Source organism: Mesorhizobium tianshanense (assembly GCF_007830515.1).
GTDB lineage: Bacteria > Pseudomonadota > Alphaproteobacteria > Rhizobiales > Rhizobiaceae > Mesorhizobium > Mesorhizobium tianshanense.
Genome location: NZ_VLKT01000033.1, coordinates 1 through 24,121 on the forward strand (window position 1 = coordinate 1; position 24,121 = coordinate 24,121).

The 24,121-nt window shown below is 62.6% G+C and carries 22 protein-coding genes, 2 tRNA genes and 1 riboswitch; of the genes, 17 read left to right on the forward strand and 7 right to left on the reverse strand.

Annotation, left to right across the window (positions count from 1 at the left end; translation table 11 throughout):
* Positions 1 to 247 precede the first annotated feature (247 nt).
* A complete protein-coding gene (gene tyrS, locus IQ26_RS23885) occupies positions 248 to 1,501 on the forward strand; it encodes a tyrosine--tRNA ligase (RefSeq protein WP_145720779.1) in 1,254 nt (417 codons plus the stop codon).
* A gap of 90 nt (positions 1,502 to 1,591) precedes the next feature.
* On the opposite strand, the gene IQ26_RS23890 is transcribed toward tyrS, so the two are convergent.
* Positions 1,592 to 4,969, reverse strand: a complete 3,378-nt coding sequence (locus IQ26_RS23890) for a YhdP family protein (protein ID WP_145720780.1) — start codon at positions 4,967 to 4,969, stop codon at positions 1,592 to 1,594.
* Positions 4,970 to 5,064: 95 nt separating this feature from the next.
* Here IQ26_RS23890 and IQ26_RS23895 point away from each other — a divergent pair, with 95 nt between their 5' ends.
* The 8 genes from IQ26_RS23895 to IQ26_RS23935 all read left to right on the forward strand — a co-directional run bounded on the left by IQ26_RS23895 (position 5,065) and on the right by IQ26_RS23935 (position 12,767).
* Positions 5,065 to 5,532, forward strand: coding sequence for a peroxiredoxin (locus tag IQ26_RS23895; RefSeq protein WP_145720781.1), 468 nt, complete (start codon positions 5,065 to 5,067; stop codon positions 5,530 to 5,532).
* 189 nt (positions 5,533 to 5,721) lie between these two features.
* Positions 5,722 to 7,008 (forward strand): M23 family metallopeptidase, encoded by a 1,287-nt coding sequence (locus IQ26_RS23900; protein ID WP_145720782.1) that lies wholly within the window; start codon positions 5,722 to 5,724, stop codon positions 7,006 to 7,008.
* 194 nt (positions 7,009 to 7,202) lie between these two features.
* Positions 7,203 to 8,369, forward strand: a complete 1,167-nt coding sequence (locus tag IQ26_RS23905) for an ROK family transcriptional regulator (RefSeq protein ID WP_145720783.1) — start codon at positions 7,203 to 7,205, stop codon at positions 8,367 to 8,369.
* On the forward strand, positions 8,366 to 9,130 hold the full coding sequence (locus IQ26_RS23910; protein WP_145720784.1) for an ATP-binding cassette domain-containing protein: 765 nt from the start codon (positions 8,366 to 8,368) through the stop codon (positions 9,128 to 9,130). The genes IQ26_RS23905 and IQ26_RS23910 overlap by 4 nt, the downstream gene beginning before the upstream one ends.
* Before the next feature lie 39 nt (positions 9,131 to 9,169).
* A complete protein-coding gene (locus tag IQ26_RS23915; protein WP_145720785.1) occupies positions 9,170 to 10,210 on the forward strand; it encodes a sugar ABC transporter substrate-binding protein in 1,041 nt (346 codons plus the stop codon).
* Between the two features lie 157 nt (positions 10,211 to 10,367).
* On the forward strand, positions 10,368 to 11,363 hold the full coding sequence (locus IQ26_RS23920; RefSeq protein WP_145720786.1) for an ABC transporter permease: 996 nt from the start codon (positions 10,368 to 10,370) through the stop codon (positions 11,361 to 11,363).
* Positions 11,360 to 12,130: an SDR family NAD(P)-dependent oxidoreductase gene (locus IQ26_RS23925; protein ID WP_145720787.1), complete on the forward strand. Its 771-nt coding sequence runs from the start codon at positions 11,360 to 11,362 to the stop codon at positions 12,128 to 12,130. Before IQ26_RS23920 ends, IQ26_RS23925 begins: the two co-directional genes overlap by 4 nt.
* A 220-nt stretch (positions 12,131 to 12,350) precedes the next feature.
* Positions 12,351 to 12,767, forward strand: a complete 417-nt coding sequence (locus IQ26_RS23935; RefSeq protein ID WP_162458057.1) for a gamma-glutamylcyclotransferase — start codon at positions 12,351 to 12,353, stop codon at positions 12,765 to 12,767.
* A gap of 58 nt (positions 12,768 to 12,825) precedes the next feature.
* Here IQ26_RS23935 and IQ26_RS23940 read toward each other — a convergent pair.
* Positions 12,826 to 12,901: transfer RNA gene (locus IQ26_RS23940), tRNA-Val, on the reverse strand.
* Positions 12,902 to 13,116: 215 nt separating this feature from the next.
* Here IQ26_RS23940 and IQ26_RS23945 point away from each other — a divergent pair.
* The 4 genes from IQ26_RS23945 to IQ26_RS23960 all read left to right on the forward strand — a co-directional run bounded on the left by IQ26_RS23945 (position 13,117) and on the right by IQ26_RS23960 (position 14,794).
* A tRNA-Asp gene (locus IQ26_RS23945) sits at positions 13,117 to 13,193 on the forward strand.
* Positions 13,194 to 13,321: 128 nt separating this feature from the next.
* Positions 13,322 to 13,383, forward strand: a riboswitch (Fluoride riboswitch).
* A 188-nt stretch (positions 13,384 to 13,571) separates the two neighbouring features.
* Complete coding sequence (crcB, locus tag IQ26_RS23950; protein WP_145720789.1) at positions 13,572 to 13,973, forward strand: fluoride efflux transporter CrcB; 402 nt, start codon at positions 13,572 to 13,574, stop codon at positions 13,971 to 13,973.
* Complete coding sequence (crcB, locus tag IQ26_RS23955; RefSeq protein ID WP_145720790.1) at positions 13,970 to 14,452, forward strand: fluoride efflux transporter CrcB; 483 nt, start codon at positions 13,970 to 13,972, stop codon at positions 14,450 to 14,452. The genes crcB (IQ26_RS23950) and crcB (IQ26_RS23955) overlap by 4 nt, the downstream gene beginning before the upstream one ends.
* A 3-nt stretch (positions 14,453 to 14,455) precedes the next feature.
* Positions 14,456 to 14,794, forward strand: a complete 339-nt coding sequence (locus tag IQ26_RS23960; RefSeq protein WP_145720791.1) for a DUF190 domain-containing protein — start codon at positions 14,456 to 14,458, stop codon at positions 14,792 to 14,794.
* A gap of 103 nt (positions 14,795 to 14,897) precedes the next feature.
* On the opposite strand, the gene rbsK is transcribed toward IQ26_RS23960, so the two are convergent.
* From rbsK to IQ26_RS23975, 3 genes are read right to left on the reverse strand one after another with little or no spacing between them, the layout of a single operon-like run.
* Entirely contained in the window at positions 14,898 to 15,827 is a 930-nt protein-coding gene (gene rbsK, locus IQ26_RS23965; RefSeq protein WP_145720792.1) for a ribokinase, read from the reverse strand.
* Between the two features lie 4 nt (positions 15,828 to 15,831).
* Positions 15,832 to 16,284: an RbsD/FucU family protein gene (locus IQ26_RS23970; RefSeq protein WP_145720793.1), complete on the reverse strand. Its 453-nt coding sequence runs from the start codon at positions 16,282 to 16,284 to the stop codon at positions 15,832 to 15,834.
* A 35-nt stretch (positions 16,285 to 16,319) separates the two neighbouring features.
* Positions 16,320 to 17,378, reverse strand: coding sequence for an ABC transporter ATP-binding protein (locus tag IQ26_RS23975; protein ID WP_145720794.1), 1,059 nt, complete (start codon positions 17,376 to 17,378; stop codon positions 16,320 to 16,322).
* A gap of 294 nt (positions 17,379 to 17,672) precedes the next feature.
* Between IQ26_RS23975 and IQ26_RS23980 the strand changes: the two genes are divergently transcribed.
* The 3 genes from IQ26_RS23980 (at position 17,673) to IQ26_RS23990 (ending at position 21,491) form a co-directional block, all read left to right on the forward strand.
* Positions 17,673 to 19,337, forward strand: a complete 1,665-nt coding sequence (locus IQ26_RS23980; RefSeq protein WP_145720795.1) for an ABC transporter substrate-binding protein — start codon at positions 17,673 to 17,675, stop codon at positions 19,335 to 19,337.
* A 101-nt stretch (positions 19,338 to 19,438) separates the two neighbouring features.
* Positions 19,439 to 20,560 carry a carbohydrate ABC transporter permease gene (locus IQ26_RS23985; RefSeq protein ID WP_145720796.1) on the forward strand — a complete coding sequence of 374 codons (1,122 nt, stop codon included), beginning with the start codon at positions 19,439 to 19,441 and terminating at the stop codon, positions 20,558 to 20,560.
* Between the two features lie 13 nt (positions 20,561 to 20,573).
* Positions 20,574 to 21,491 (forward strand): carbohydrate ABC transporter permease, encoded by a 918-nt coding sequence (locus IQ26_RS23990; RefSeq protein WP_145720797.1) that lies wholly within the window; start codon positions 20,574 to 20,576, stop codon positions 21,489 to 21,491.
* A 42-nt stretch (positions 21,492 to 21,533) separates the two neighbouring features.
* Here the strand turns inward: IQ26_RS23990 and IQ26_RS23995 are convergent, their stop codons facing one another.
* A complete protein-coding gene (locus tag IQ26_RS23995; RefSeq protein WP_145720857.1) occupies positions 21,534 to 22,277 on the reverse strand; it encodes a creatininase family protein in 744 nt (247 codons plus the stop codon).
* A gap of 222 nt (positions 22,278 to 22,499) precedes the next feature.
* On the opposite strand from IQ26_RS23995, the gene IQ26_RS24000 reads away from it, so the two are divergent.
* The gene (locus IQ26_RS24000) at positions 22,500 to 23,522 is read left to right on the forward strand and encodes an aldo/keto reductase (RefSeq protein WP_145720798.1); all 1,023 of its coding nucleotides are present in this window, start codon (positions 22,500 to 22,502) and stop codon (positions 23,520 to 23,522) included.
* Between the two features lie 142 nt (positions 23,523 to 23,664).
* On the opposite strand, the gene IQ26_RS24005 is transcribed toward IQ26_RS24000, so the two are convergent.
* Positions 23,665 to 23,937: an HU family DNA-binding protein gene (locus IQ26_RS24005; RefSeq protein WP_006201846.1), complete on the reverse strand. Its 273-nt coding sequence runs from the start codon at positions 23,935 to 23,937 to the stop codon at positions 23,665 to 23,667.
* Positions 23,938 to 24,121 lie beyond the last annotated feature (184 nt).

A 24,121-nucleotide genomic window follows, 5' to 3' on the forward strand; every position in this document is an offset into this window, starting at 1 on the left:
GCGGCGCGTGGCAACATCTTCACTCATGGCTTCCTCCCGAATCTCCGGAAGCCTCTTGAATCACGCTAACCTACGTCGTGCCACAAATTACAACCCGCCGTTAACCTGAGCTCGTTGCCCTCGATCTCGTCCACGTTGGCCGCAAAACCGGATTCCCCTTTTGCTGATCGCGCTTGGATGCTAAACGCCCGCGTTCACGCATACCACGCCCTGGCAGCAGCCGCCGGGCGCTTTCGGGAAAGATAAAATGTCCGCCTTCAAATCCGATTTCCTGCGCGTCATGAGCGAGCGCGGCTTCATCCACCAAATTTCGGATGATGCCGGCCTCGACCAGCTTTTCGCCAAGGAAACGGTGACCGCCTATGTCGGCTACGACGCCACGGCGACCAGCCTGCATATCGGCAATCTGATTTCGGCGACCATGCTCTATTGGCTGCAGGAGACCGGCCACCGGCCGATTGCCCTGATGGGCGGCGGCACCTCGATGATCGGCGATCCTTCCTTCCGCGACGACCAGCGCCAGCTTTTGACGCCGGAGGCCATCGCCACCAACATCGAGGGCATCAAGCGCATCTTCGGCCGCATCCTGCATTTCGGCGACGGTGCGAGCGAGGCGATCATGGTCAACAATGCGGACTGGCTGATGAAGCTCAACTATGTCGAGTTCCTGCGCGATGTCGGCCGGCATTTTTCGGTCAACCGCATGCTGACCTTCGACAGCGTCAAGCTGAGGCTCGATCGCGAACAATCGCTGTCGTTCCTCGAATTCAACTACATGATCCTGCAGGGCTATGATTTCGTCGAGCTCAGCCGGCGATATGGCTGCCGCCTGCAGATGGGCGGATCCGACCAGTGGGGCAATATCATCAACGGCGTCGATCTCGGACACCGCATGGGCACGCCGCAGCTTTACGCCCTGACCACACCGCTGCTGACGACGTCGTCAGGCGCCAAGATGGGCAAATCGGCCAAGGGCGCGGTCTGGCTGAACGGCGATCTGTTCTCGCCTTATGATTTCTGGCAGTACTGGCGCAACACCGAGGACGCCGACGTCACGCGCTTCCTGAAGATTTTCACCCGCCTGCCGCTCACCGAGATCGCACGGCTCGCCGCCCTTGGCGGCTCGGAGATCAACGAGGCAAAGAAGGTCCTGGCCACGGAAACGACGGCCATCGTGCACGGCCGCGAGGCAGCCGAGCAAGCCGAGGAAACCGCGCGCAAGACGTTCGAGGAGGGCGCGCTGGCCGAAACGCTGCCAACCGTCGAGGTCGGCAAGGCCGATCTGGAAAGTGGCGTCGGCATATTGTCGCTGTTCGTCGCCGCCGGACTTGCCGCGTCCAATGGCGAGGCGCGGCGACTCGTCCAGGGCGGCGGCGTGCGCCTGAACGATCGGCCCGTGTCCGACGACCGCCAGGTGGTGACGCTTCAGGATTTGAGTCCGGAAAACGTCATAAAGCTTTCACTAGGCAAGAAAAAACACGTTCTGGTGCGGCCGGTCTGACCAGAGCCTGACCCATCCCGATAGAATCGGATGGGGTCCATCTTCTTGTTAACGATGATCTTTTCCGAACCGAAAGTTCGGGATCGTCGTCTACCGATACTCAAAGATCGACCTGAAAATTCCGGGCGCGATCACCGACAGCGGATTGACGTCCAGTTTCGGCTTGTTGGCGTCGCCCCTGAGCCGGTAGGTCACGCCGATCAGGCCGCGATCGCGGCCGTTGCCGAGCAGCGCCCCGAACAGCGGCAGCTCGCCGAAGATGCGGTTGAGGCCATAGGCCGGCATGAAGGTGCCGGTCATGTCCATGTTGTTGTTCTGGTCGTAAAGCGTGCCCTGGAAGGTGGTGCCGATGCGTGGGCCGCGCAGCACGCCATTGGCCAGCTTGAGGTAGCCGGTGCCCTTCTCGATCTGGGAAAAGCCGCGCTCAAACTTCACGCGCGACGTGTCGATGTCGGCTTTGACAGCTTCGTTGAGGCTGCGGCTGTCGCCCGCCGGCGTCGTCGAGACGAGCGAGGCGAGTTTCGGCTCGTTGACCACAAAGAAATCCCTTGAGTCGACCTGGCCCTTCATCGGCCCATCGCTTGGCCCGGCGAGCGCAAGCGTTATCGAACCGCCCTCCATATGCTCGTAGATGTTGAGGAACCGCAGGATGGCGCCGGCATCGGCCGACGTCATGTTGAGCGCGCGCCTGCCGGCGCCGGTCGTATTGCTGATGCTTATGGCAGCACCCTCACTTGCCGTGGCGCTCACCTTGAGCCCGTTCACCCTGGAGCCGGCGGCGCTGTAGTCGAGCTTCAGGCCCGACAGCGTCTCGTTGTGGAAGCCGGTCAGGGAATTGACATCGGCGCTGACGGAAATTGCGTCGGATCCGGTGGCCTTGGTGGCGGTGTCGACGTCGGATGTGAATTGCCTGATCAGCGAGCGCGCGTCCAGCGCGTTACCGCTGATGTCGATCGCGTAGCCCTTGCCCGATCGTTTCACCGTCACGGCGACGTCGTCTCCCCGGTTCAACCTGACCTTGCTGAACCGCGCCGAGGACAGGGCGCCGTTGACCAGCACCATGTCGCCGTCGATCGAAAAGGTCTTTCCCTTCAGGTCGAAGTCGGACAGCGTCGTGGTGCCGCCGGACTTGGTCATGGCAAATGTGACGTTGGCGGGAATGCCGGGTCCCTTGCTCCAGCCAGCCCAGGGAATGTTCAGCCTGGCATTGGTCAGGTCCGCCGAAACAGTCTCGCCGTTGCCGCCGCTCTTGTCGATCGCAACCTTGATGGTTCCGGAAAGCAGCGCCGACAGGCCAGGCATGGCGGTTGCACGCACCTTGTCGTCGAGCACCAGCGCCACTTTCCGGCTGCGTGGCGGCCCGGCCTTGTTGAGCGGCTCGATCAAGTCAAGCTCTGCTGGAATGCCGTTCAGCAGCGCCTTGGCGGAGATTCCGGCCCGATCGGGCTCGACGGTGATCGAACCGTCGGCGTCCGTCACCGCCTGGCCTTCGAACGGCTTGGCCAGCGACAGGCCCTTGTAATCGAGCGCCACCCGCCAATCGAGCTTCGAGGTATCGACGCCGGACTGCAGCGGAATGTCCGCTCTCACGTGGCCGGTCACCGTGCCGGACAGGTCGTCCGCCAGCAGGCCGACATGGCGCATGGCGTTGATCGGCTCATAGGAGGCGAGTTCGGCGATTGCGGATGCCTCGCCGGCGACATCGATATCGAGCGCGCCGATCACCGGCGGGCGGTTCGCCGCCTTGACTGTCATCGTGCCGTTGCTTGCCGCCACCGTACGGCCGCTGGTCATATAGACGCTGCCCGAGGACAAAGCGATGTCGACATCGTTGCCGTGGAATTCGACAACGCCCACGGCATCGCGTATCGGCGGAATGTGGCCGGCCGTATCGAAGCGCGAACCTTCGATCTGGAAACGGCCGAACACTTCATCGGCGGAAAGCGGAATCCCATTGCCCAGGCGCCCGGGCACGACCTGGAACTGCAGGCTGGCGTCGACGACGCGGCCGCCGAACAGGTTCTTCAGCACCCAAAGGCGGGCCTTGCCCGCAGAAAACCAGGGCCACAACTGCTTGACATGCGAGACCGGCATGTCGTGTACGTTGAAGGCAACAGATATGCCGGGCGCCTTTCCCTCGACGAACTCGACCGAAGCCGTACCCAGCGCCTCGCTGGCGGAGCCGGACCTGATCCCGATCTGCTCGGCCACGAGCTTATGGCTCCTGGTCTGGTAGACGCCGGCGACGCGGGCGATGAAATCGAGCGCGGGTTCGGACGATTCCGAAGGCGCCAGCGTCGAACGGTCGCTGGTCAGGTCATAACGGTAGGACGGCTCCTCGCCCGCTGTCCCAGTCGCCGGCTTCGGCCCGATCGAACCGGCGAAATCGAATGTCGAGCGACCGGTCTTCACCTGCAGCCGGTCCACTTGGATCTTGTTGGCGCCGGCGATAAGCGTCGCATCGAGATCGACGTCGGCCGAAAGCTCCCCGAAACGCGGGCCGAGATCGAGCACGGAACCGGCGAACGACAACGACGCCGTCAGCCGTGACGCGTTCTCGCCGGAGCCCTCCGATCCCGTCAGCTTCAAGGCAATCGCGCCCGTCTTGCCGCCTGAAGCGGCCGCATCGGCCTCGGCTATCTGGACGCTGGCATCCAACGCCGTTACGCGCCGCGTCGTATCGCGGGTGGCTGAGGCAGCGATGGTGAGCGTCCTGCCGTCGACATCCGCATCCGACGAGAACGTCATGCCGCCTGGCCCCGACTGGGCAACGGTGGCATCGGTGATCCTGACCAGTTCGACCAACCCGCCCTCGGGCAGAACGAGGTCGACATTGCGGAGATCGATCCGGCGCATCGAATCCTCCTGCACTGTGTCGAGCGCGTGATTGATGTTGCCGAAGATCGCATCGGCCAGTCTTTCCGGATCGACGAGGCCGTCTTCATTGCGCAGCGCCACCGTCCAGTCGCCACCCGACGGCATCGCCGCCATCACGATGCGCGCATCGGAAATCCTGGCGCTGGTGAGCCGCACCTCGCCCGAAAGCAGCGGTATCAGCCGCATGCCGAAGCGGACCCGTCCGGCATCGGCCATCGGCTTGCCATCGGCGGTCTTGAGGTTGACGTCGCTGACCTGCAGCGCGATGAAGCTCGATCCGTCGAGCGTGAGGCGGGCAGGCCCGACCGCAACATCGACGTCGACGCCGGCCAATTTCTCGATAGCCGTTTCCGCTTCGGCCCGCAGCCGCTCGGCGCCGAAACCTGACATGCCAATCGCATACACGGCGACGGCGACCAGCAGCACAAGAGCAACAAGGCCGACAACCAGCCGCGCAAGAATACGAACGCCGCGGCCAATCGACGCCTGGCCGAGCGGCGGTACGCGGCACGCGGACGGTAGGGCCCCCAGGTCGGTGATCTCGTCACGCCTGAATCTGATCTTCTCGTGCTGCGGCTGCTCCTGATCCACACAATTTTCCGTTGAACGAACTCGACCGTGGACGAATTCCAGTTTGACATTATATCGATGCGGCTTGGCGCGTAACCACAAACAAGGGCATCGATATGGCTGACCTCGACGTGGGCGATCTGGCGCCGCAATTCGACCTTCCCCGCGACGGCGGCGGATCGCTCAGCCTCGCGGCATCGCTGGGAAGGCCGGTCGTGCTTTACTTCTACCCGCAGGACGACACCACAGGCTGCACCAATGAGGCGATCGGCTTTTCGCAGCTGAAGCCGGAATTCGAGAAGGCCGGCGCCGTTGTGATCGGCCTGTCGCCGGACAGCGTTCGCAAGCACGACAAATTCAAATCGAAATATGGCCTCACCGTCGACCTTGTCGCCGACGAGGAGCGCAAGGTGATCGAAGCCTACGGTCTGTGGGTCGAGAAGAAGCTTTACGGCCGCCGCTATATGGGCGTCGAGCGCGCCACCTTCCTGATCGGCAGCGACGGACGGATTGCCAGGATTTGGCGGAACGTTCGCGTCAAGGGCCATGCCGAGGCGGTGCTGGAAGCCGTCCGCGCGCTTTGACGGTGACGCCCGCAGCATAGCCTGAAAGCCTCATGTGAATCGTGAGGCGCCGAAATCTGCACCTCGTGTCCTCACGCCAATTCGGCTGCAACCCATGGGCTGCAAGGGATTGAGCGCAAGCAACCGACCGTTAACCTTAATGATGTGTAATGAGGCTTGTCGTTGGTGTCGTAACGAAAGCTTGGTCCCGTGAACGCAGCCAGTCAGTCAACAGTCTTTGGCAGGCGCAAGGAGCCCCACACGGTCATTATCGCCCGGGGCAACGAGATAAGGCATTTCACGATACGGCCATGGGTGGCCGCGTTTTGCGGCTCCGCGCTGGCGGCGATGGCGATAGGCTATCTGCTGGCGACCTCCTACCTCGTGCTGCGCGACGACCTGATCGGCGCGACCACGGCACGGCAGGCGCGCATGCAGCAGGCCTATGAGGACCGCATCTCCGCGCTGCGAGCCCAGGTCGACCGGATCACCAGCCGCCAGTTGCTCGACCAGCAGCTCATGGAAACCAAGGTTGGCGAACTGCTGGAACGACAGAGCCAGCTCAGCCTGCGTCATGGCCGCCTCGCCCCGATCCTCGAACGCGCCGGGAGCGACGTCGGAACGACGCCTGCCGTGGGTGCCACTGCGTCCGCAAAGCCGGACCAACGCGCCGATGCGACCGAAGCCCAGCCGCAGGCCTATTCGGTTGCCAGCGTCGGCGCCCTTGGCTCACGCGATATCAAGCCGTTCTCCTTGTGGTCGACCCGCTCCGATCCGGCGCCGAGCGACACGGCGGCCGATCGTGCCGACAAGCTCTTCGTGTCGATCAACGAGTCGCTCAAAGCCATTGAAGGCCAGCAGCTCACCCGCATCACCGCGCTTGCCGACAACGCCTACAGAAACGCCGATGCGATTTCACAAGCGCTCGGTTCGGCGGGCTTGCCGGTCGACAGCGACTTCGGCAAGAGCGATGCTGGCGGCCCGCTGATACCGCTCGACAGTTCGATGGTGTTCGACAGCAAGGTGAGGGAACTCGACGAGGCGCTGGACGTGCTCGACCGCCTGAAGACGGAGGCGCGACGGTTGCCGCTCGCCAATCCCGCCCCCGGCCGCTCCGTCACCAGCCCGTTTGGCGTACGCACCGACCCGCTCCTCGGCACCGCCGCGTTGCATTCGGGGATGGATTTCAGGGCGCCAACCGGCATACCTGCCAAGGTCACGGCGCCTGGCGTCGTCGTCAAGGCCGGCTGGAACGGCGGCTATGGCCGCATGGTCGAGGTCGACCATGGCAATGGCTTTGCGACGCGCTACGGGCATCTCAGCAAAATCAGCGTGACCGTCGGCGAGAGGCTCAACGCCGGCGACGTCATCGGCAAGACCGGCAGCAGCGGCCGATCGACCGGCCCGCATCTGCATTACGAGGTCCGCCACAAAGGCGAAGCCATCGACCCCCTGCGCTTCCTGAGGGTCGGCAAGAAGGTCGCGCAGTATCTTTAATTCTAATTTCCCGGCATAGTTGCAGCCTATCGGCTGCACCTGCTTTTTGGCGCTGGCGGGACAGCGCCCCCTTCTGTCCTGCCGGACAGAGAGGGGGCACGAAGGATCGCTACAGAACGGCTTAATTTATTTTTGAATTCCATTTGACTGAATAAATCTTTGGTGCGAACCTATGTCTCCTAGGAGCGCGAGAGATGGCACTGCGGGGGACCAATCAGGAATTCGGGCGGCCTTACAACAGGCGCATCGTGCTCGAATCCATCCGCCTTCACGGACCGATCGCCCGTGGCGACATTGCCAGGCGGGTCGGGCTCACCGTGCAAACAGTATCGACCATCGTTCGCGAGTTGGAGGAGCACGGCTATGTCCTGTCCATGCGCGAAGAGCCGCGAGGGCGCGGGCTGCCTCCGGCGACCTTGCGGATCAACCCGGAGGGCGGCTATGCCGTCGGCATCCACGTCACTCCCCTCGGGATCAATGCAGCGCTGATCAATCTGAGCGGAGACGTGATCGAGAGCACCTACCGCGGAGCCCTCAACGCAACGCCCGATCATGCCTTCGAACTGATCGGCGCGATGGTGCTTGAGTTGACCGGACTGCGGCCTGGCGGTCGCGTTCTCGGCATCGGCATGGCGCTGCCCGGCCCTTTCGGCGTGGAATCGATGAGCTTTATCGGCCCGACGACGATGGCCGGCTGGAAAGACGTGGCGCTTCGGGAACGGCTGGAAGCCTCGACCGGGTTGCCGGCGTTTTTTGAAACCGACATGGCGGCTGCCGCCATGGGCGAGCGCCTGTATGGCCTCGGAGCGGGATATTCCGAATACTACTATCTCTATTTCGGGGTCGGCCTCGGCGGCGTCATGGTGCATGACGGAAGCGCCTTGCGCGGCGCCTGGGGAAATGCCGGCGAGATCGGGCACATTCCCGTCGTGCCAGGTGGCGAGCCTTGCCCCTGCGGCAATCGCGGCTGCCTCGAAAGATACCTCTCGCTCGAAGCGTTGCGGCGCCGGAACGTCAGCGACGCCGAATGGGTTGATGAGGTCGAGCCGATCTTCCGCAACGCCATCACCATCATCGAGAACCTGTTCGACCCCGAAACCATCATCCTCGGCGGACTGGCGTCCACCGACCTGCTTGAACGGCTGGCCGGCTCGGCCGCGAACCTTCCCAACTCGATCTCGGCGCGAGGAGACCGCACGACGCCCCGTGTCACCGTCGCACGTGGCGGGCAGCATGCGGTGCTGCGCGGGGCCGCAGCCCTCGTTGTTTCCGGCGTGCTTTCGCCGCGCTTCGGCCAGATATTCACGACCGAACGCGAACGCGGGCGCGATCTCCTGCATAGCAAGGGGATCGCAGCATGAGCGAACCTTTGCTGGTGCTCGACAACGTCACCAAGAACTATGGCGCGATCGAAGCGCTCAAGGGGATCAGCTTTTCAATCGGCAAGGGCGAGGTGGTGGCGCTTCTGGGCGACAACGGCGCCGGCAAATCCACATTGGTCAAGATCATCGCCGGCGGGCTGGAGCCGACCTCCGGCCGCATGCTGTTCGAGGGTAAGGAATTCCTGGCCAAGTCCCCTGCCGAGGCCAAGGCCGCGGGGATCGAAACCGTCTACCAGGACCTCTCGCTTTGCACCAATGTCGACGTGGTGGCCAATTTCTTCATGGGCCGCGAGATCACCAGGAAGTTTCTTGGCGTTCCCGTGCTCGACGAACCCGCCATGGAGGACGTGGTCAAAAAGGCCCTCGCCAGCGCCGGCACGCGCATTCCTTCGCTCAGAACCAATGTCGAGCACCTCTCGGGCGGCCAGCGGCAGGCGATCGAACTCAACCGCTTCGTGCATTTTGGCGGCAAGCTCGTGCTTCTCGATGAGCCGTTCGCGGCACTCGGCGTCGAGCAGACGCGGCGCGGCCTCGACATGATCCGCCAGGTGGCGAGCCAGGGCATCGGCGTCGTTATCATCACCCATATCATGCAGCAGGCCTTCCAGGTCGCCGACCGGATCGTGGTGATCCGGCAAGGCGTCGTGGCAGGCGATGTCGCGCGCAACAAGACAAGTCCCGACGCGGTGATCAGCATGATCACCGGCGAGACGCTCGCCGGTGCCGGACCGGCTGGCTGAGGGACAAATGAGGGGTCCGGCGCAAAAGGAGCGAACGACATGAAGAAAATACTTCTTGCTGTCTTCGGTATCCTGGCACTGGCCTTTGCCACGCTCACGCCGGCATTCGCCCAGTCCAAGGGCACCGTCTACTATATGGTGCCGACACTGCTCGACGAATTCCAGACCGGCTCGGTGAGCGCGCTGGAATTGTTCCTGAAGCAGGTCGGCTACGAGATGAAGACGCTGAACGCCGATAACAAGACCGACGCTCAGCAATCCCAGATGAACGACGTCATCGCGCTCAAGCCGTCGGCGATCATTCTTGCCGCCGTCGATTTCAATGCGCTCAAGCCGTCCATCGAGGCTGCCCGCGCCGCCGGCATTCCGGTTGTCGAATTCGACCGCCAGATCACCTCGACTCCCTCCGACTTCACCTCAGTGGCGGGAACCGTTGAGATCGGCTACGTCGCCGCCGACCAGACTGAGAAGCTCTTGAAGGCAAAGAACGGTTCTGTAAAAGGCAAGATACTCCAGGTACTCGGCGATCCCGGCGATCCCTACACGCTCGACATCCAGAAGGGTTTCGAGGAGAAGATGAAGGCGTTCCCGGACGTCAAGATCATCTCGGTTCCGGCCATGCAATGGGAAGCCAGCAATGCTGGTACCATCGTTGCCGACCAGATGCTCGCCAACCCGGATATCGACCTGATCTTCAGCCACGCCGCCCATCTCTCGGTCGCCGCCGTCGCCTCGCTCGAGGCCGCCGGCAAGAAGCCGGGCGACGTCATGCTGATGAGCTCGAACGGCGCCCCGGTCGGCCTCGACCTGATCCGCAAGGGTTGGCTCAATGTCGAAGTCGAGCAGCCGCTTTACGCTCAGGCCGCCGCCGTTGCCATGTTCATGGACAAGGTCGTCAACAAGCAGGAGATCAAACCGGGTGAGTACGACGTGCTCGGCCTGAAGTCGACCGTGACCAAGGAAGCCTGGGGGCCGAACATCAAGATTCCTGGCGCCGCGATCACCAAGGAAAACGTCGATAACCCGGCCTTCTGGGGCAATTTGAAGCCGCCCTCCGACACAGTGAAGCCGGTCGAATAGCCAAGTCCGAAGACTCCGGGCCGCGTTGGCCCGGAGCGCAACCTCTGCAGCCCGGCGCGTCCGAACGGACGCGCAAGGGACGCTGCAGCGATTTTCAATCCGCGCATGATCCCGAGAACCGAATTGGTTTCGGATCATGCGCCAGCCGGATCAGCACATGAATCCCCGCACGCGCCACGCCCTCGAGTTCGTCCTCGACAACCTCGTCTGGTTCATGCTGGTCTTCGTGCTGGTGATCTTCTCCATCTTCATTCCGAACTATTTCCAGCTCGGCATATTCGCCAACATCATAGAAGCGTCGAGCGTGCTTGGCGTCATGTCGATCGGCCTGGCGCTGGTCATCATCACCGGCCACATGGACCTGTCCGTCGAATCCGTGGCGGCGCTCGGTGCCATGGCGGTCGGTATCCTGTTCTGCTCAGCGGGTATCGGCCTTGGCGTTCAACTGCATCCCGAATGGCTGATGGTTCCGGTTTCGCTGCTGCTTGCCGTAGTTGTCGGCGGCATCATCGGCGTCATCAACGGCTACCTAGTCGTCAAGGTGAAGATGAGTGCTTTCATCATTACGCTGGCGTCCTACATCTGGGTGCGCGGCCTCGTGCTGGTTATTTCGGGAGGCCGCTCCGCACAGGATCTTGCGCCGGCAATCCGCTGGTTCGGCATTCAGCGCCTCTTTGGCCTGCCGCTCACCGCCTGGATCGCCATTTCGTGTTTCGTGGTCTTCTCGCTGATCATGGCCAAGACACCCTTCGGCAGACATCTGATCATGATCGGCGGCAACGAGACCGCAACCTTCCGTGCCGGCATCCGCGTGAACCGCAACCTCGTCATCGCCTTCGTTCTTGCGGGCGCCATCGCCGGCCTTGCCGGCTGGCTGCTGGCGATCCGCACCTCCGGCGCCACCGCCAATCTCGGCGTCGGCCTGCTGTTCAACGCCTTCGCCGCCGTCGTCATCGGCGGTGTCAGCCTCAAAGGCGGCGTCGGCACGTTGCCCGGCGTCTATGCCGGCGTGCTGTTGCTGTCGGCCATCAACACGGCGATCAACCTCATGGGCCTTCCGGCCAACTTCACTCAGGTGATCCACGGCCTGCTCGTGCTTGCCGCCGTGCTGCTCGACGCTTTCAAGCAAACCATCCGCCAGAGGCTGGCATGACTGGCCGCCTCGAAGACAAGGTCGCGCTGATCGTCGGCAGCGCGCGCGGCATCGGCAAGGGCATCGCACAACGCTTTGCTGAAGAGGGTGCGAAGCTGGTCCTCGCCGATACCGAGATCGACGCGGGGCAAGCCGCCGCGGACGAGTTCGGTGCCGCCTTCATCCGCACCGACATCTCGCAGATGGCCGATGCGGAGGCCGCCGTCGCGCTGGCGCTCGACCATCACGGCTGTCTCGACATCCTGGTCCAGAATGCCGGCATCTACCCCTGGCAGTTGCTGGAGAACACCAGCCCGGACGACTGGGACCGTGTCATGGCTGTCAATTTGCGCGGCAGCTTCAATGCCGCCCGTGCCGCGCTCGTTCCGATGAAGGCGCAGCACTCTGGCCGCATGCTCTTCACCTCCTCCATCACCGGCCCCCACGTAACCAGCCCCGGTCACGGCCATTATTCGGCGACCAAGGCCGGCATCAACGGCCTCATCCGTTCGGCGGCTCTCGAATTCTCGGGCTACGGCATCACGGTCAACGGCGTCGAGCCCGGCAATATCCTCACCGAAGCAATCCAGCTGCATCGCGGCCCGGCCTTCATCAAGAACATGGAAGACGCTATCCCGCTCGGCCGCCTCGGCAGTCCTCGCGACGTGGCCAATGCCTTCCTGTTCCTCGCCTCGGACGATGCCAGCTACATCACCGGCACGACCATCATCGTCGACGGCGGGCAGCTGCTACCCGAAGGCAAGGATTTTCGGCTGCTGCCGCCATGATCCTCGATTTCGGCGACGTTTTTTTCCCGCGCCAGGCAACAGCGGCCGATCATGCAGCGCTTGCCATGATCTGCCTCAAGAGGACGTGGCTTCGCAATCATTGGCATCATGAAATGGCTCGTCCGTAGCGACGAGTTGGGCGTTGACGAGGGTGAAAGGCATGGCGCGTGACCGAGACGTTTCTTTATTTCGCCTACCATCAAATTTGGACATTCGACAGATGACGGAGCGCTGTCCCGGCGCCGAAGTCGTGGGCACGGGCTATTTGCCAGGTCATGCCCTGTGTTTCCCCAGGATGTCTGTGAAACGCAATTGCGGAGTGTCATCGGTGGAACCTCAGGAAGGAGCCGAAGTCTGGGGCGCCGTCTGCCGCTTGACGGCCGTCGACTTGGCTCTGCTCGATCAGAAGGAAGGCTACCAGCCGGGCCGGAACAGGAACCTGAACAGCTACACTCGGCTCCCCGTAATGGTGACGATGAATGGCGTGGCAACCGAAATGCAGATCTACGTCGCCGAACCGCAAGCTGGAACGTTTTTGCCGGACACGGCCTACCTCAGGCATATTCGGGATGGCGCCAGACATCACCATCTGCCAGATGACTATTTGGCCCGGCTTGAGGCGCTGGCCTCAAGCTAAGAAGCTTGACTGCCGCGCAGGCGAACGACCAGAAGCAACGTCGGCCGCATATGGTAATTGGTGGGCGATGACGGGCTCGAACCGCCGACATCTTCGGTGTAAACGAAGCGCTCTACCAACTGAGCTAATCGCCCGCTCCGGGCCGGACCTTTAAGCAGTTAAAGCAGGCTTCGCAAGGCCAAATGAGCGCGCGATGCCCTCGCCGCTGACTGGTTTCGGCAACAAAATTCGGCTTGTCAAAAAACCTTCTCCTGTTTGCTGTTATGCTGCTTCGCTCCGCTTGACACCCGCAGGCTTACCCCTTATCCACCGCCCAACGACGAACACGGCAACATGTGCTCGTCTGTGCGCGGGTGTAGCTCAGTCGGTTAGAGTGCCGGCCTGTCACGCCGGAGGTCGCGGGTTCGAGCCCCGTCACTCGCGCCATTTCTCAATCACTTAGCCAGTCGGGTGGGTGAAGTCTGGATGCCGGATCGGCAGTTCAGAGTGCCGCTTTTGCCGATCGGCCTATGTTGCTGGTCCGCCTTGCCGATCGCGCACAACCTCCTTATGTCTAGCTGCAAGGGGATGGAGTCCCCCAAAACCGCCCGCAAGGGCTGATGACTCCTGCCGCGTGGAGATGCGCGGTGGGAGCCGGATGATTGGACCGACCCGCCGCGCCGCGGGTTTTTTGGTGCCCGAACTCCACGCACCCGAAATTGCCGGTCCGGCCGGAAGGAGTGTGCGATGGAGAAGGTCTGGCTGGTTTCGAAGTGCGGCGATGTGCCGCCAGCAAAACCATCGTAGCCATCGGTATTCCGGAGCATGAAGGAAATTCTCGAAGGCTTGGTGTGGGTCATTCTGGGCAGCGCCATCGGCGGCCCAGCCCGGTACTTCGTGTCCGGTTTGGTCGGGCGGCACATCGGCGAGACGTTTCCCTGGGGCACAATGGCGATCAATGTCAGCGGTGCCTTCGTCATCGGGCTGTTCGCCGCGGCGGCAATCGGCGGGACGTTGCCGACGCCTGCCGCCTGGCAATTCGCCGTTACCGGATTTCTTGGCAGCTACACCACGGTTTCCTCGTTCAGCGTGCAAACGCTGGCACTCGTTCGCGATGGCCAGTTCCTCCGGGCCGGCGGCAACGTGATCCTGTCTCTTGTTCTCTGCCTGTCTGCGGTGGCGCTCGGATATGCGGCCGGCTCCACCATGTTGGGTGCGGGCGTATGAAGCGAACCGAGGAAATCCAGGCCAAGTCCTTGCCATCATCGCACCCAGGCAAGGCCCGACGGTGGGCAGTCCCTGAGACCGTGAAGCTCTATCTGATCGTTTCGGCCGGCACCGTCATCGGCAGTGTTCTGCGCGCTCTTGCTTCGATCGGCACCCTTGCCTGGCTTGGTCCTGGTTTCCCCTGGGGCACCTTGCTCGTGAATGTCATCGGCTCGTTCGTCATCGGCTTCTATGCGACCCTGACCGGTCCGGGCGGACGTGTCTTCGCCGGGACGCGCCAGCGCCAGTTCGTCATGACCGGAATTTGCGGCGGGTTCACCACTTTTTCGATGTTCAGCTACGAAACGTTCCGTTTCGTACAGACAGGCAGCTGGCCGATGGCAGGACTGAACGTCGGCGTCTCGATCACGACCTGGCTCGTTGCAGTGTGGCTCGGCCACATGGTCGCATCGCGCCTCAACCGGTTGGGAGGAGTTTGAACCATGCAGATACCAAGACAGGCGGTGCTTTTGCGCATTTTCATTGGCGAGGATGACAGGGACGACGGTCATCCGCTCTACGAATCAATTGTGCTCAAGGCCCGCGAAATGGACCTGGCGGGCGCGACCGTGTTGCGGGGCGCCATGGGCTTCGGCCATTCGAGCCTGCTGCACACGGCAAAAATCCTCAGGCTTTCGGAAGACCTGCCGCTGATTGTCGAGATCGTCGACAGCGAGGACAAGATCAATGGCTTCCTGCCGGTGCTCGAAACGATCATGAGCAGCGGCCTGGTGACGCTGGAGAAGGTCCAGGTGCTGCAATATGGTGTAGATCAAAATTGACATACTCCATCTCCGGCACCTGCGGACGTATCCTCGGGGCCGATAGACACGGATGCGTTTCCGACCGGACGGGTTCCGTGCGGCTTCAAGTCCGGGACCGATCTCACCCCCTGGCGAGCAAAGCCTCGACCTCCTCCAGCGTTGGCATCGACGGCGCCGTGCCGGGCCGCGTCACCGAGATGCCAGCGACGGCGCAGGCGAAGCGGACCGCCTGCAACGGTTCTACCCCTCTTGCAAGTGCTGCGGCCAGGCCGCCATTGAAGGCGTCGCCTGCTCCGGTTGTCTCGACCACAGGGCCGGCATTGATCGCGCCGACATGGTCGGAACGATCGGCCGTATGCAGAAGGGCGCCGTTTTCGCCGAGCGTCACGATGACCGCGCCGACACCCTTTTTCAGCAGATTATCGGCAGCGCGACGGGCGTCGTCGATGGAGGAAACCTCGATGCCGGTCAGTTCCTCGGCCTCGGTCTCGTTGGGCGTGACATAGTCGCAGAGCGCATAGATGCGGTCAGGCAGGCTTGCCGCCGGCGCCGGGTTGAGGATGGTCGTCACCCCTGCCCCACGCGCCATTTCCAACGCCCGCAGCGCCGCCTCGATCGGCTGTTCGAGCTGGGTGACGAAGACGTCGGCCGAGCGGATCAGGCCGGCATGGGCCTCGATGTCCTCGGGCGAAATCAGCATGGCGGCGCCGGGGCTGACGATGATGGCGTTGTTGCCGCTCGTCTCCTCGACGAAGATGTAGGCTGCCCCCGTGTAACTTTCCGGCGTGTCGATGACGGCGCTCTTCACGCCGGCCTGCGCCCACGTCTGCCTGGCCATCTCGGCAAAGGGATCGACGCCGAGGCGCGTCAGGAAGGTGATGTCGGCGCCGAGCCGGCCGGCCGCGACCGCCTGGTTGGAGCCCTTGCCGCCCGGGCCGAGCGTGAAGGACGTGCCGAGGATGGTTTCGCCCATGCGCGGCTGACGGGCGGCGCGGTAGGCGGTGTCGGCGACGAAGACGCCCAGTATGACGACAGGCTTGCCGGACGCCACGCGCCTACTCCGCATCCGGTGGCACGACGCCCTTGCGGAACGCAAAACAGCCATAGAAGCGGCGCTCGCCGGTCTGGATGACGCAATAAGCCTTCTTGGCACGCTCGTAGAAGGCGTAGCGCTCGACCGAGATCATCGGCCAGGCCTTGCCCTCCGCGGCGTCGATCTCTCTTTGCACTTCCGTCTGTACGGGTGGAATCTCATCCGGCTTGCCGACGATCTCCATGCGGGCGGCCGCGTCGTCAACGAAATTATCCAGCGGATAGAGCGACAGCACTGCCTTGACCACATCCGCCGCCGGCGCATCGATGCGCAGCAGCCGGCCGAGTACGGTCTGGCGCGCCACCGAATCGGAGGGAAAGTTGGTGTCGGCGATGATCAAATCGTCGCCGTGGCCCATCGCCCGCAGCGCCTGGAGCACGTCGGCATTGAGCAGCGGATCGATTCCTTTGAGCATGGCATACCTCCCGAACGGGTTCTTTTGATGAAAAATTAGAGACGGCGGCCGGTCTCTGCGTCGAAGAGATGGACCTGGTCAAGTCGGGGTTTCAGGTGCAGCGTGTCGCCGGGCTTGAAGTCGTGGCGCTCACGGAACAGCGCCACCATCTCGCCATCGCCGAAGCGCAGGAACACCAGCGTTTCAGAGCCGGTCGGCTCGACCACCGAAATCTTCGCAGGCACGCCGTCGGGGTGGATTTCGAGATGCTCGGGCCGCACGCCGTAGACGACATTGCGGCCATCCTCCACCTTGCTGTTCGCGGCAATCGGGAACGGCGTTCCCGATATCTCGACGACGGGCTTGTCGCCCTTGCGCACGACGCCCTTGAGCAGGTTCATCGACGGCGAGCCGATGAAGCCGGCGACGAACAGATTGGCCGGCCGGTCGAACAGTTCCAGCGGGGCGCCGATCTGTTCGATGCGGCCATCGCGCATCACCACGATCTTGTCGGCCATGGTCATGGCTTCGATCTGGTCGTGCGTGACATAGATGGTGGTGGTCTTTAGCCGCTGGTGCAGTTCCTTGATCTCGGTGCGCATCTGGACGCGCAGCTTTGCGTCGAGATTCGACAGCGGCTCGTCGAACAGGAACACCTGCGGGTTGCGCACGATGGCGCGGCCCATGGCGACGCGCTGGCGCTGGCCACCCGAGAGCTGGCGCGGATAGCGCTTGAGATAGGGGTTGAGGTCGAGGATGTCGGCGGCGCGCTTGACCCGCTCTTTGACCACCGCCGGATCGGTTTTCCGCAGCTTCAGCGCAAAGGCCATGTTCTGCTCGACCGTCTTGTGCGGATAGAGTGCGTAATTCTGGAACACCATGGCGATGTCGCGCTTGGCAGGCGGCAGATGGTTGACGACACGGTCGCCGATGGCGATCGTGCCGCCCGAAACGGTCTCCAGCCCCGCCACCATCCTGAGCAGCGTGGACTTGCCGCACCCTGATGGACCGACCAGCACCACGAACTGCCCGTCGGCGATGTCGACGCTGACATCGTGCAGGACCTTGACGGTTCCGAACGCCTTGGCCACATTGCTGATCGCGACTTGAGCCATCGGCCCCCCTTTCGTTGCGGTGAAGCTAACTAACGCAAACGGCGAGGGCAAGTCGGTCTCTTATAGATAAAAAACCCATTCTCGTTGACACCGCACTTGGTTGTGAGAATAGTGAAAGGCGCCCGGCTTATGACCCTGTTCCGGGCGCTCTGGCACGCTTGCCGGGATCACGGAAGTTGAAGCGTCGCGGGAGGAAGTTTGGGCCGCTATTTTTGGGAGTCGCTGTTGTTGGGGAACAAGTCCAGCGCTCCAGCATCCGAAACAACCCACAACTGAAGTACTGGGAGGAATGAGATGAAAATCAGCCTTTACAACCAACTTGTCCGCGCGGGTGCAACCCGGCGCGACATCCTCAAGGGAGCGGCCAGCATGGCCGCGATCGCAGCGACATCCGGCGCCGGGCTTGGCGCGCTGACGCGCCCGGCTTCCGCCGCAAGCGAGCTGCGCGCGCAGATCCTGCAGATCCCCGGTGTCGGCAAGGGCCAGCCGACCGATGCCGACTTCCAGCAGGTCGGCGAGCTTTGCCTGGAGGCGACCAAGGCCAACGTCAAGGAAGGCGAATTCGCCGGCGTCCAGCTCACCTTCATGGGGCTCAACAACCAGAACCTGCACAATGTGCTGTTTCGCGGCTTCCTGAAGCCGTGGGAGACCTATACCGGCGCCAAGATCAACTGGATCGACCTGGCACAGGCGGACTACAACGCCCGCCTGCAGCAGTCGATCGCCACCGGCACCGTCGATTTCGACATCATCGAGATGGGCGCGCCGTTCGAAGGCGACGTCTGCGGCAAGGGGCTGACCTCCGAAATGCCGGACTGGGTCAAGGACCAGATCGACATGAAAGACGTCGTGGCCTATCTGCAGCCGCCCGTCGGCACCTGGGACGGCAAGCAGTACCGCGTGACCGTCGACGGCGACGCGCATAACTTCAACTACCGCACCGACGTGTTCGCCGATGCCGACCTCGCCGCGGCGTGGAAGGACGCCGGCGGTGGAGGAGAATGGGGCGTGCCGAAGACCTGGCAGCAGGTGCAGGCCGTAACCAAGTTCCTCAAGGGCAAGCAGTTCCAGGGCCAGGACGTCTTCGGCTATCTCGACGCGCCCAAGGCGTGGGGCGGCTTCGGCTTCTACTTCCTCGGCAGCCGCGCCAGCGCCTATGCCAAGCATCCCGATGACAAGGCCTGGCTGTTCGACGCCGATACGATGAAGCCGCGCATCAACAATCCAGCCTGGGTGCGGGCGATCCAGGACGTGATCGACGCGCTGCCTTCGGAGCCTGCCGACCAGATCAATGCCGACCCGAACACCACGGCTTTCCAGCAATTCCTGGCCGGTACCGGTTCGATGGTCACCTGGTGGGGCGACGTCGGTTCCAACGTCAAGACCAACGACTCGTCGGTCGTCGGCGACCTCACCGGCTTCTCGATCCTGCCGGGCTCGGACGACGTCTACAATTCCAAGACCGGCCAGTGGGACAAGCTCGCCAGCGGCCCGAACTATGCGCCGAACTGCGCCTATCTCGGCTGGGGCGTCTACGTCATGGCGCGCGTCGACAGCGACGAAAAGAAGAAGAAGGCGGCATGGTCCGCCGCGGCCCATCTCGGCGGCAAGGACCTGTCGCTCTGGTGCGCGGCATATCCGTCCGGCTTCCAACCCTACCGCAACTCGCATTTCGACATTCCGGAATGGGTGGCGGCCGGTTACGACGAGGCGTTCATCACCTCGTATCTGAAGTCGGAGGCCGACAGCTACAACCATCCGAACGCCGCGATCGAGCCGCGCATCCCCGGCATCTTCCAATATTACAGCGCCGCCGAGGACATCCTTGCCAACACATTCGCCGGCAAGATGACGGCGCAGGAAGGCGCCGACGCCATCGCAGCCGCCTGGGAGAAGCTGACCGACCAGATCGGTCGCGACAACCAGATCAAGCTCTACAAGGCCTCGCTGGGCATGTAGGCTGAAACCGCAGTGAACCGTGATCCGGCGACGCGAAGCCGCCGGACCGCAGCTTGACCGGCCAGCCGGTCATATAAGCCTTAAGTGAACGGACGAGACGCGTGGCTGACCAGACCTTGCCCACGAATGCATGGCCGGCAAACGCCGCTCCATCCGACCTGATATCACCGGGCCGCAAGCGGCTCGGCCGGGCGTTGATGGCTATTGCGACGCTCGGCCTGCTGGCGGTGATCGCAGTTCAGATCCTGTACAAGACAGAGGTCGACACCATTGGCTTCGAGACCTGGCGGCCGGTCGTCTATGCCTATGTGCTGTGGGGCGTTGCGCTCGGCGTTGGCCAGGTGCTGACGCGCGGCGAAGACGGCCAGCGCGCGCTGTTCCTGCTGCCGGCGCTGCTGTTCACCATCGCCATGGTGATCTTCCCGACACTGTTCGGCTTCTACATCGCGCTCACTGACTGGAACCTCAGTTCCTTCAGTGGCCGGAAGTTCAACGGCCTCGACAATTTCTGGCAGATGCTGGCCGATCCCTACTACCGCAACGCGCTGTTCAACATGGTGCTCTATGTACTCGCCGTGCTGGTCGAGTACGTCATAGCCTTTGGCCTCGCACTGCTTCTCAATGCACAGATCCGGGCGCGGAAATTCTTCCGCGTGGTCTTCCTCATGCCGTTGATGCTGTCGCCGGTCGCCGTGTCGTGGATGATCGGCAAGTCGCTGATGGAATACCGGTTCGGGCCGGCAGCGGCGCTGGCGCGCCAACTCGGCTGGGAAAACCCGGCCTTCTTCTCGAATCCAATCACCGCACGCATCTCGATCATGGTGCTGGATGCCTGGACCTTCATCCCGTTCATGATGATCATGCTGCTCGCCGGCCTTCAGGCGATGTCGCGCGAAGTGCTCGAGGCCGCCAGGGTGGACGGCGCCAATGCCTGGCAGACCTTCTGGCAGGTCACCTTTCCGCTGATGCTGCCAGTGTCGGTGACGGCGATCATCCTGCGCATCATCTTCAAGCTGAAGCTTGCCGACATCATCATCACCGTCACCTCCGGCGGCCCGGGCGGCGCGACCGATTCCGTGTCGAGCTTCATTTACCGCGAGTACCGCGACCGTTCGAATGTCGGCTACGGCACCATGCTGGCGATGGCCTACCTCATCATCATCATCGTGTTCGTGACGTGGCTGTTGAAAGCCGCCAACCGCTTCGTGCGTAACGTCAATTGATTGGGGCGGCGACATGAGCGTTCAGACCACCGACTATGCCGCTTCCGAAATCCGCTCGCCGGCGAGCTTTGTCGCCAACCGCGTCTTCATCTATGGCGCGCTGGTCTTCTGGGCCTTCATCTGCCTGTTCCCGATCTACTGGACGATAACCACCTCGTTCAAGACCGCGGTCGACGTCACCCAGGGCCATCTCATCCCGTTCGTCGACTTCCAGCCAGACTGGAAAGGCTGGCGTTCGCTCGGCCTGTCGCCGGACTCGATCCTCAGGACCTCGACGGTGCGCGACGAGTTCATCAAACGCTTCATGAACTCGGTCATCACCTCGATCGGCGCATCGAGCCTCGCCATCATCATCGGCAGCCTCGCCGCCTACGGCCTCACCCGCTACCGCTATCAATTCGGCTGGTTCAAGAACCAGGATATTTCCTTCTTCTTCCTGTCGCAGTTGATCCTGCCGCCGGTCGTGCTCGCCCTGCCCTTTCTCGTGCTGTACCGCGAAGTCGGCATGCTCGACACGCGTGTCGGGCTGATCTTGCTCTACACGCTGATGGTGCTGCCGATCGTCATCTGGATCATGCGCGACCAGTTCAATTCGATCCCTGTCGAACTGGAGGAAGCCGCCCTCGTCGACGGCCTGTCGATCTGGGGCGCATTCTTCCGCATCGTCATGCCGATTGCGTTGCCGGGCATGGTCGCCGCCTTCATCCTGGCAATGGTGCTGTGCTGGAACGAGTATTTCTTCGCCGCACTGCTGACCTCGACCGACGCCAAGACCATTCCCGTCATGGTGGCGAGCCAGACCGGCTCGCAAGGCATCAACTGGTGGTCGATGGCCGCCCTTGCCACCGCCGCCATCACGCCGCTCGCCGTCATCGGCATCGCACTGGAGCGATATCTGATCATGGGCATGACTGCGGGCGCAGTGAAGTAACAGGGCCGCCCTCCCTTATCCCACGGGGAGAAGGAAGAAGTGTTAGCGCGACAATATCGCCCGCAGATGGTCGAGGATCATGGCAATGCCCTTTTGGCCCAACTCCGCCGAGGCGTTGGCGGCGGTGGCCGTGTACCAGCTCTTGTTGTCTGCGAAATGACCGGCATCCACCGCTTCGGGGCATAGCGCCAGCATCAGCGACGTCTCGCCGATGCCGGCATGGTCAAACGGATATTGGCCGTTCATCGTAGCCGGCATCAATGGATGCACCTGCACCCAGTTGAAGAAATTAGCGCCTTCAGCATGTTCGGCGTAGTAGCCGGCCATCGTCTCCGAGCCCCACCAGCCCTCGCCGCGTTCCTTCTCGAGGAAGCGGAAGATCGCCTGCCGGCCGGCGGTCTTGAAGGCGAGATCGGTCGGCATGCCGGCGGCAAAATTCTCGGTCTGGTGGTGGATAATGGCGTGGATGTTGCGAAAACCGATGCGCAGCAGGCTGTAGAACAGCTCTTCCCCGAACGGCGCCAACGCATTGCCGCCGACCTGCACCGAGCCATTGCCTTCCGGCGCCGCCACCGCGTAGCTCGCCGCGCCGTAGTGGAAGGGCGGCAGGATGACGATGTCGGCTTGCTTTTCGAACAGCTCCAGCATCTTGACCACCGCCAGCGTGTCCATGCCGACGGCCATGTGCTCGCCGTGGTATTCGAGTACGCCGAGCGGGAGCACGACCGGCCAGTTCTCGGCGATCGCCTTGCGGATCTGGTGCGGCAGCATCAGTTCGTAACGCATGGCATAACCCTGAATAGACTTGTGCTGGTATTCGTCATGGCGGGCCACCAGCTTGCCGGCATCAAAATCCGTCTGGATTTTTTGGTCACATCTTCCCCCGAACAGCTTGTTTTTGCTCATGCTATCACCGCGAAAATCCGTGTCCAACGGTCGTGAATGCTTTTGAAGTACCACAGGCATGATAGTGTCGGGGCAAATGCAAAAATGAGGAAACGGCAGGACATGAAGACACGGCATTTCGACCGCATCGGCAACGGCGGCATCGCGTTCACGGAGCTCGGTTTCGGCACGGCGCCGCTCGGCAACCTCTACCGCGCCGTCTCCGATGAGGATGCCAATGCTACGCTGGAGGCGGCATGGCAGGTCGGCTGCCGTTACTACGACACCGCGCCGCTCTATGGGCTCGGCCTGTCGGAAACGCGGCTCAACCCATTCCTGCGTTCGAAGAAGCGCGACGACTATGTGTTGTCGAGCAAGGTCGGCCGCATCATGCGCGCATGCTCACCGGACCAACGCACCGGCATCGGCAAATTCTTCGACACGCCGTCGCGCCGCGAGGTCTACGACTACAGCTATGATGGCGTCATGCGCTCCTTCGAAGCTTCGCTGGAACGCCTTGGCGTCGACCGCATCGACATCCTTTTCGTGCATGACGTCGACATCTTCACCCATGGCAGCAAGGAGGCCTCGGACCAACGCATAGAGGAGTTCATGCGCTCGGGCTATTACGGGCTGCTGGCCCTGCGCGACCAGGGCGTCATCAAGGCGTTCGGCGGCGGCATCAACGAATGGCCGGTTGCCCAGACGCTGGCCGAGCGCGGCGACTTCGACCTTTTCCTGCTTGCAGGACGCTATACGCTGCTGGAGCAGGAAGCGCTGCAATCCTTCCTGCCGCTATGCCAGAAGCGCGGCATCGGCATCGTTCTCGGCGGGCCATATAATTCCGGCATCCTGGCAACCGGGCCGAAGCCCGGCGCCTACTACAATTATTCCGAGGCGCCGCAGGACATCATCGACCGCGTCACGCGCATCGAGGCCACCTGCAAACGCCACGGCGTGCGCCTGATCGAGGCGGCACTACAATTTCCGTTGCTGCACCCTTCGGTGGTGTCGGTGATCCCTGGCGGCCAGCGGCGGAGCGAGGTCGAAAGCAACCGGTCGCTGCTCGACGCGAGGCTGCCATCGGAACTCTGGGCCGATCTCAAGAAGGAAGGGCTGATGCGCGCGGATGCGCCGACGGCATAACGCATGTCGCCCAAAAGCATGCCCTCGGTCTTGGGTGCGCAGCGTTTTGGGATATCGACGATACCCGCCCACCCAAAACGGGACGCAAAGAAAAGCCGGGCAGGCCCGGCTTTCCTGATCTCTGAAAAGGGTAAGAAGGCGCTTAGTTTACTGCGTCCTTGAGGCCCTTGCCAGCCGAAAACTTCGGCACGGTGCGCGCCGGAATCTTCACTTCCGCACCGGTCTGCGGGTTGCGGCCGGTCGACGCGGCGCGTTTTGACACGGTGAAATTTCCGAAGCCGACAAGCCGGACATCGCCGCCCTTCTTCAGTTCGCCGGTGATCACGGAAAACACGGCATCGACCGCCGACTGCGCGTCACCCTTCGAGATACTCGCGGCATCGGCGACAGCGGACACCAGTTCGTTCTTATTCATAAAAATTCCCTTCCATGAGAAAACCGGAACGTACGACTCATCCGGCAGGAAACGGACTTTAGAAAGAAGCGCTTCTGCAACCAAGTCGAAAAGCGCCAAAAAAAACGAAAAAACCCCGGAATTCCGGGGTTTTTCACATGAAAAGGCCGGGCTCGGGGCCCGGCTCTCTCTTTGTGCATTGCAA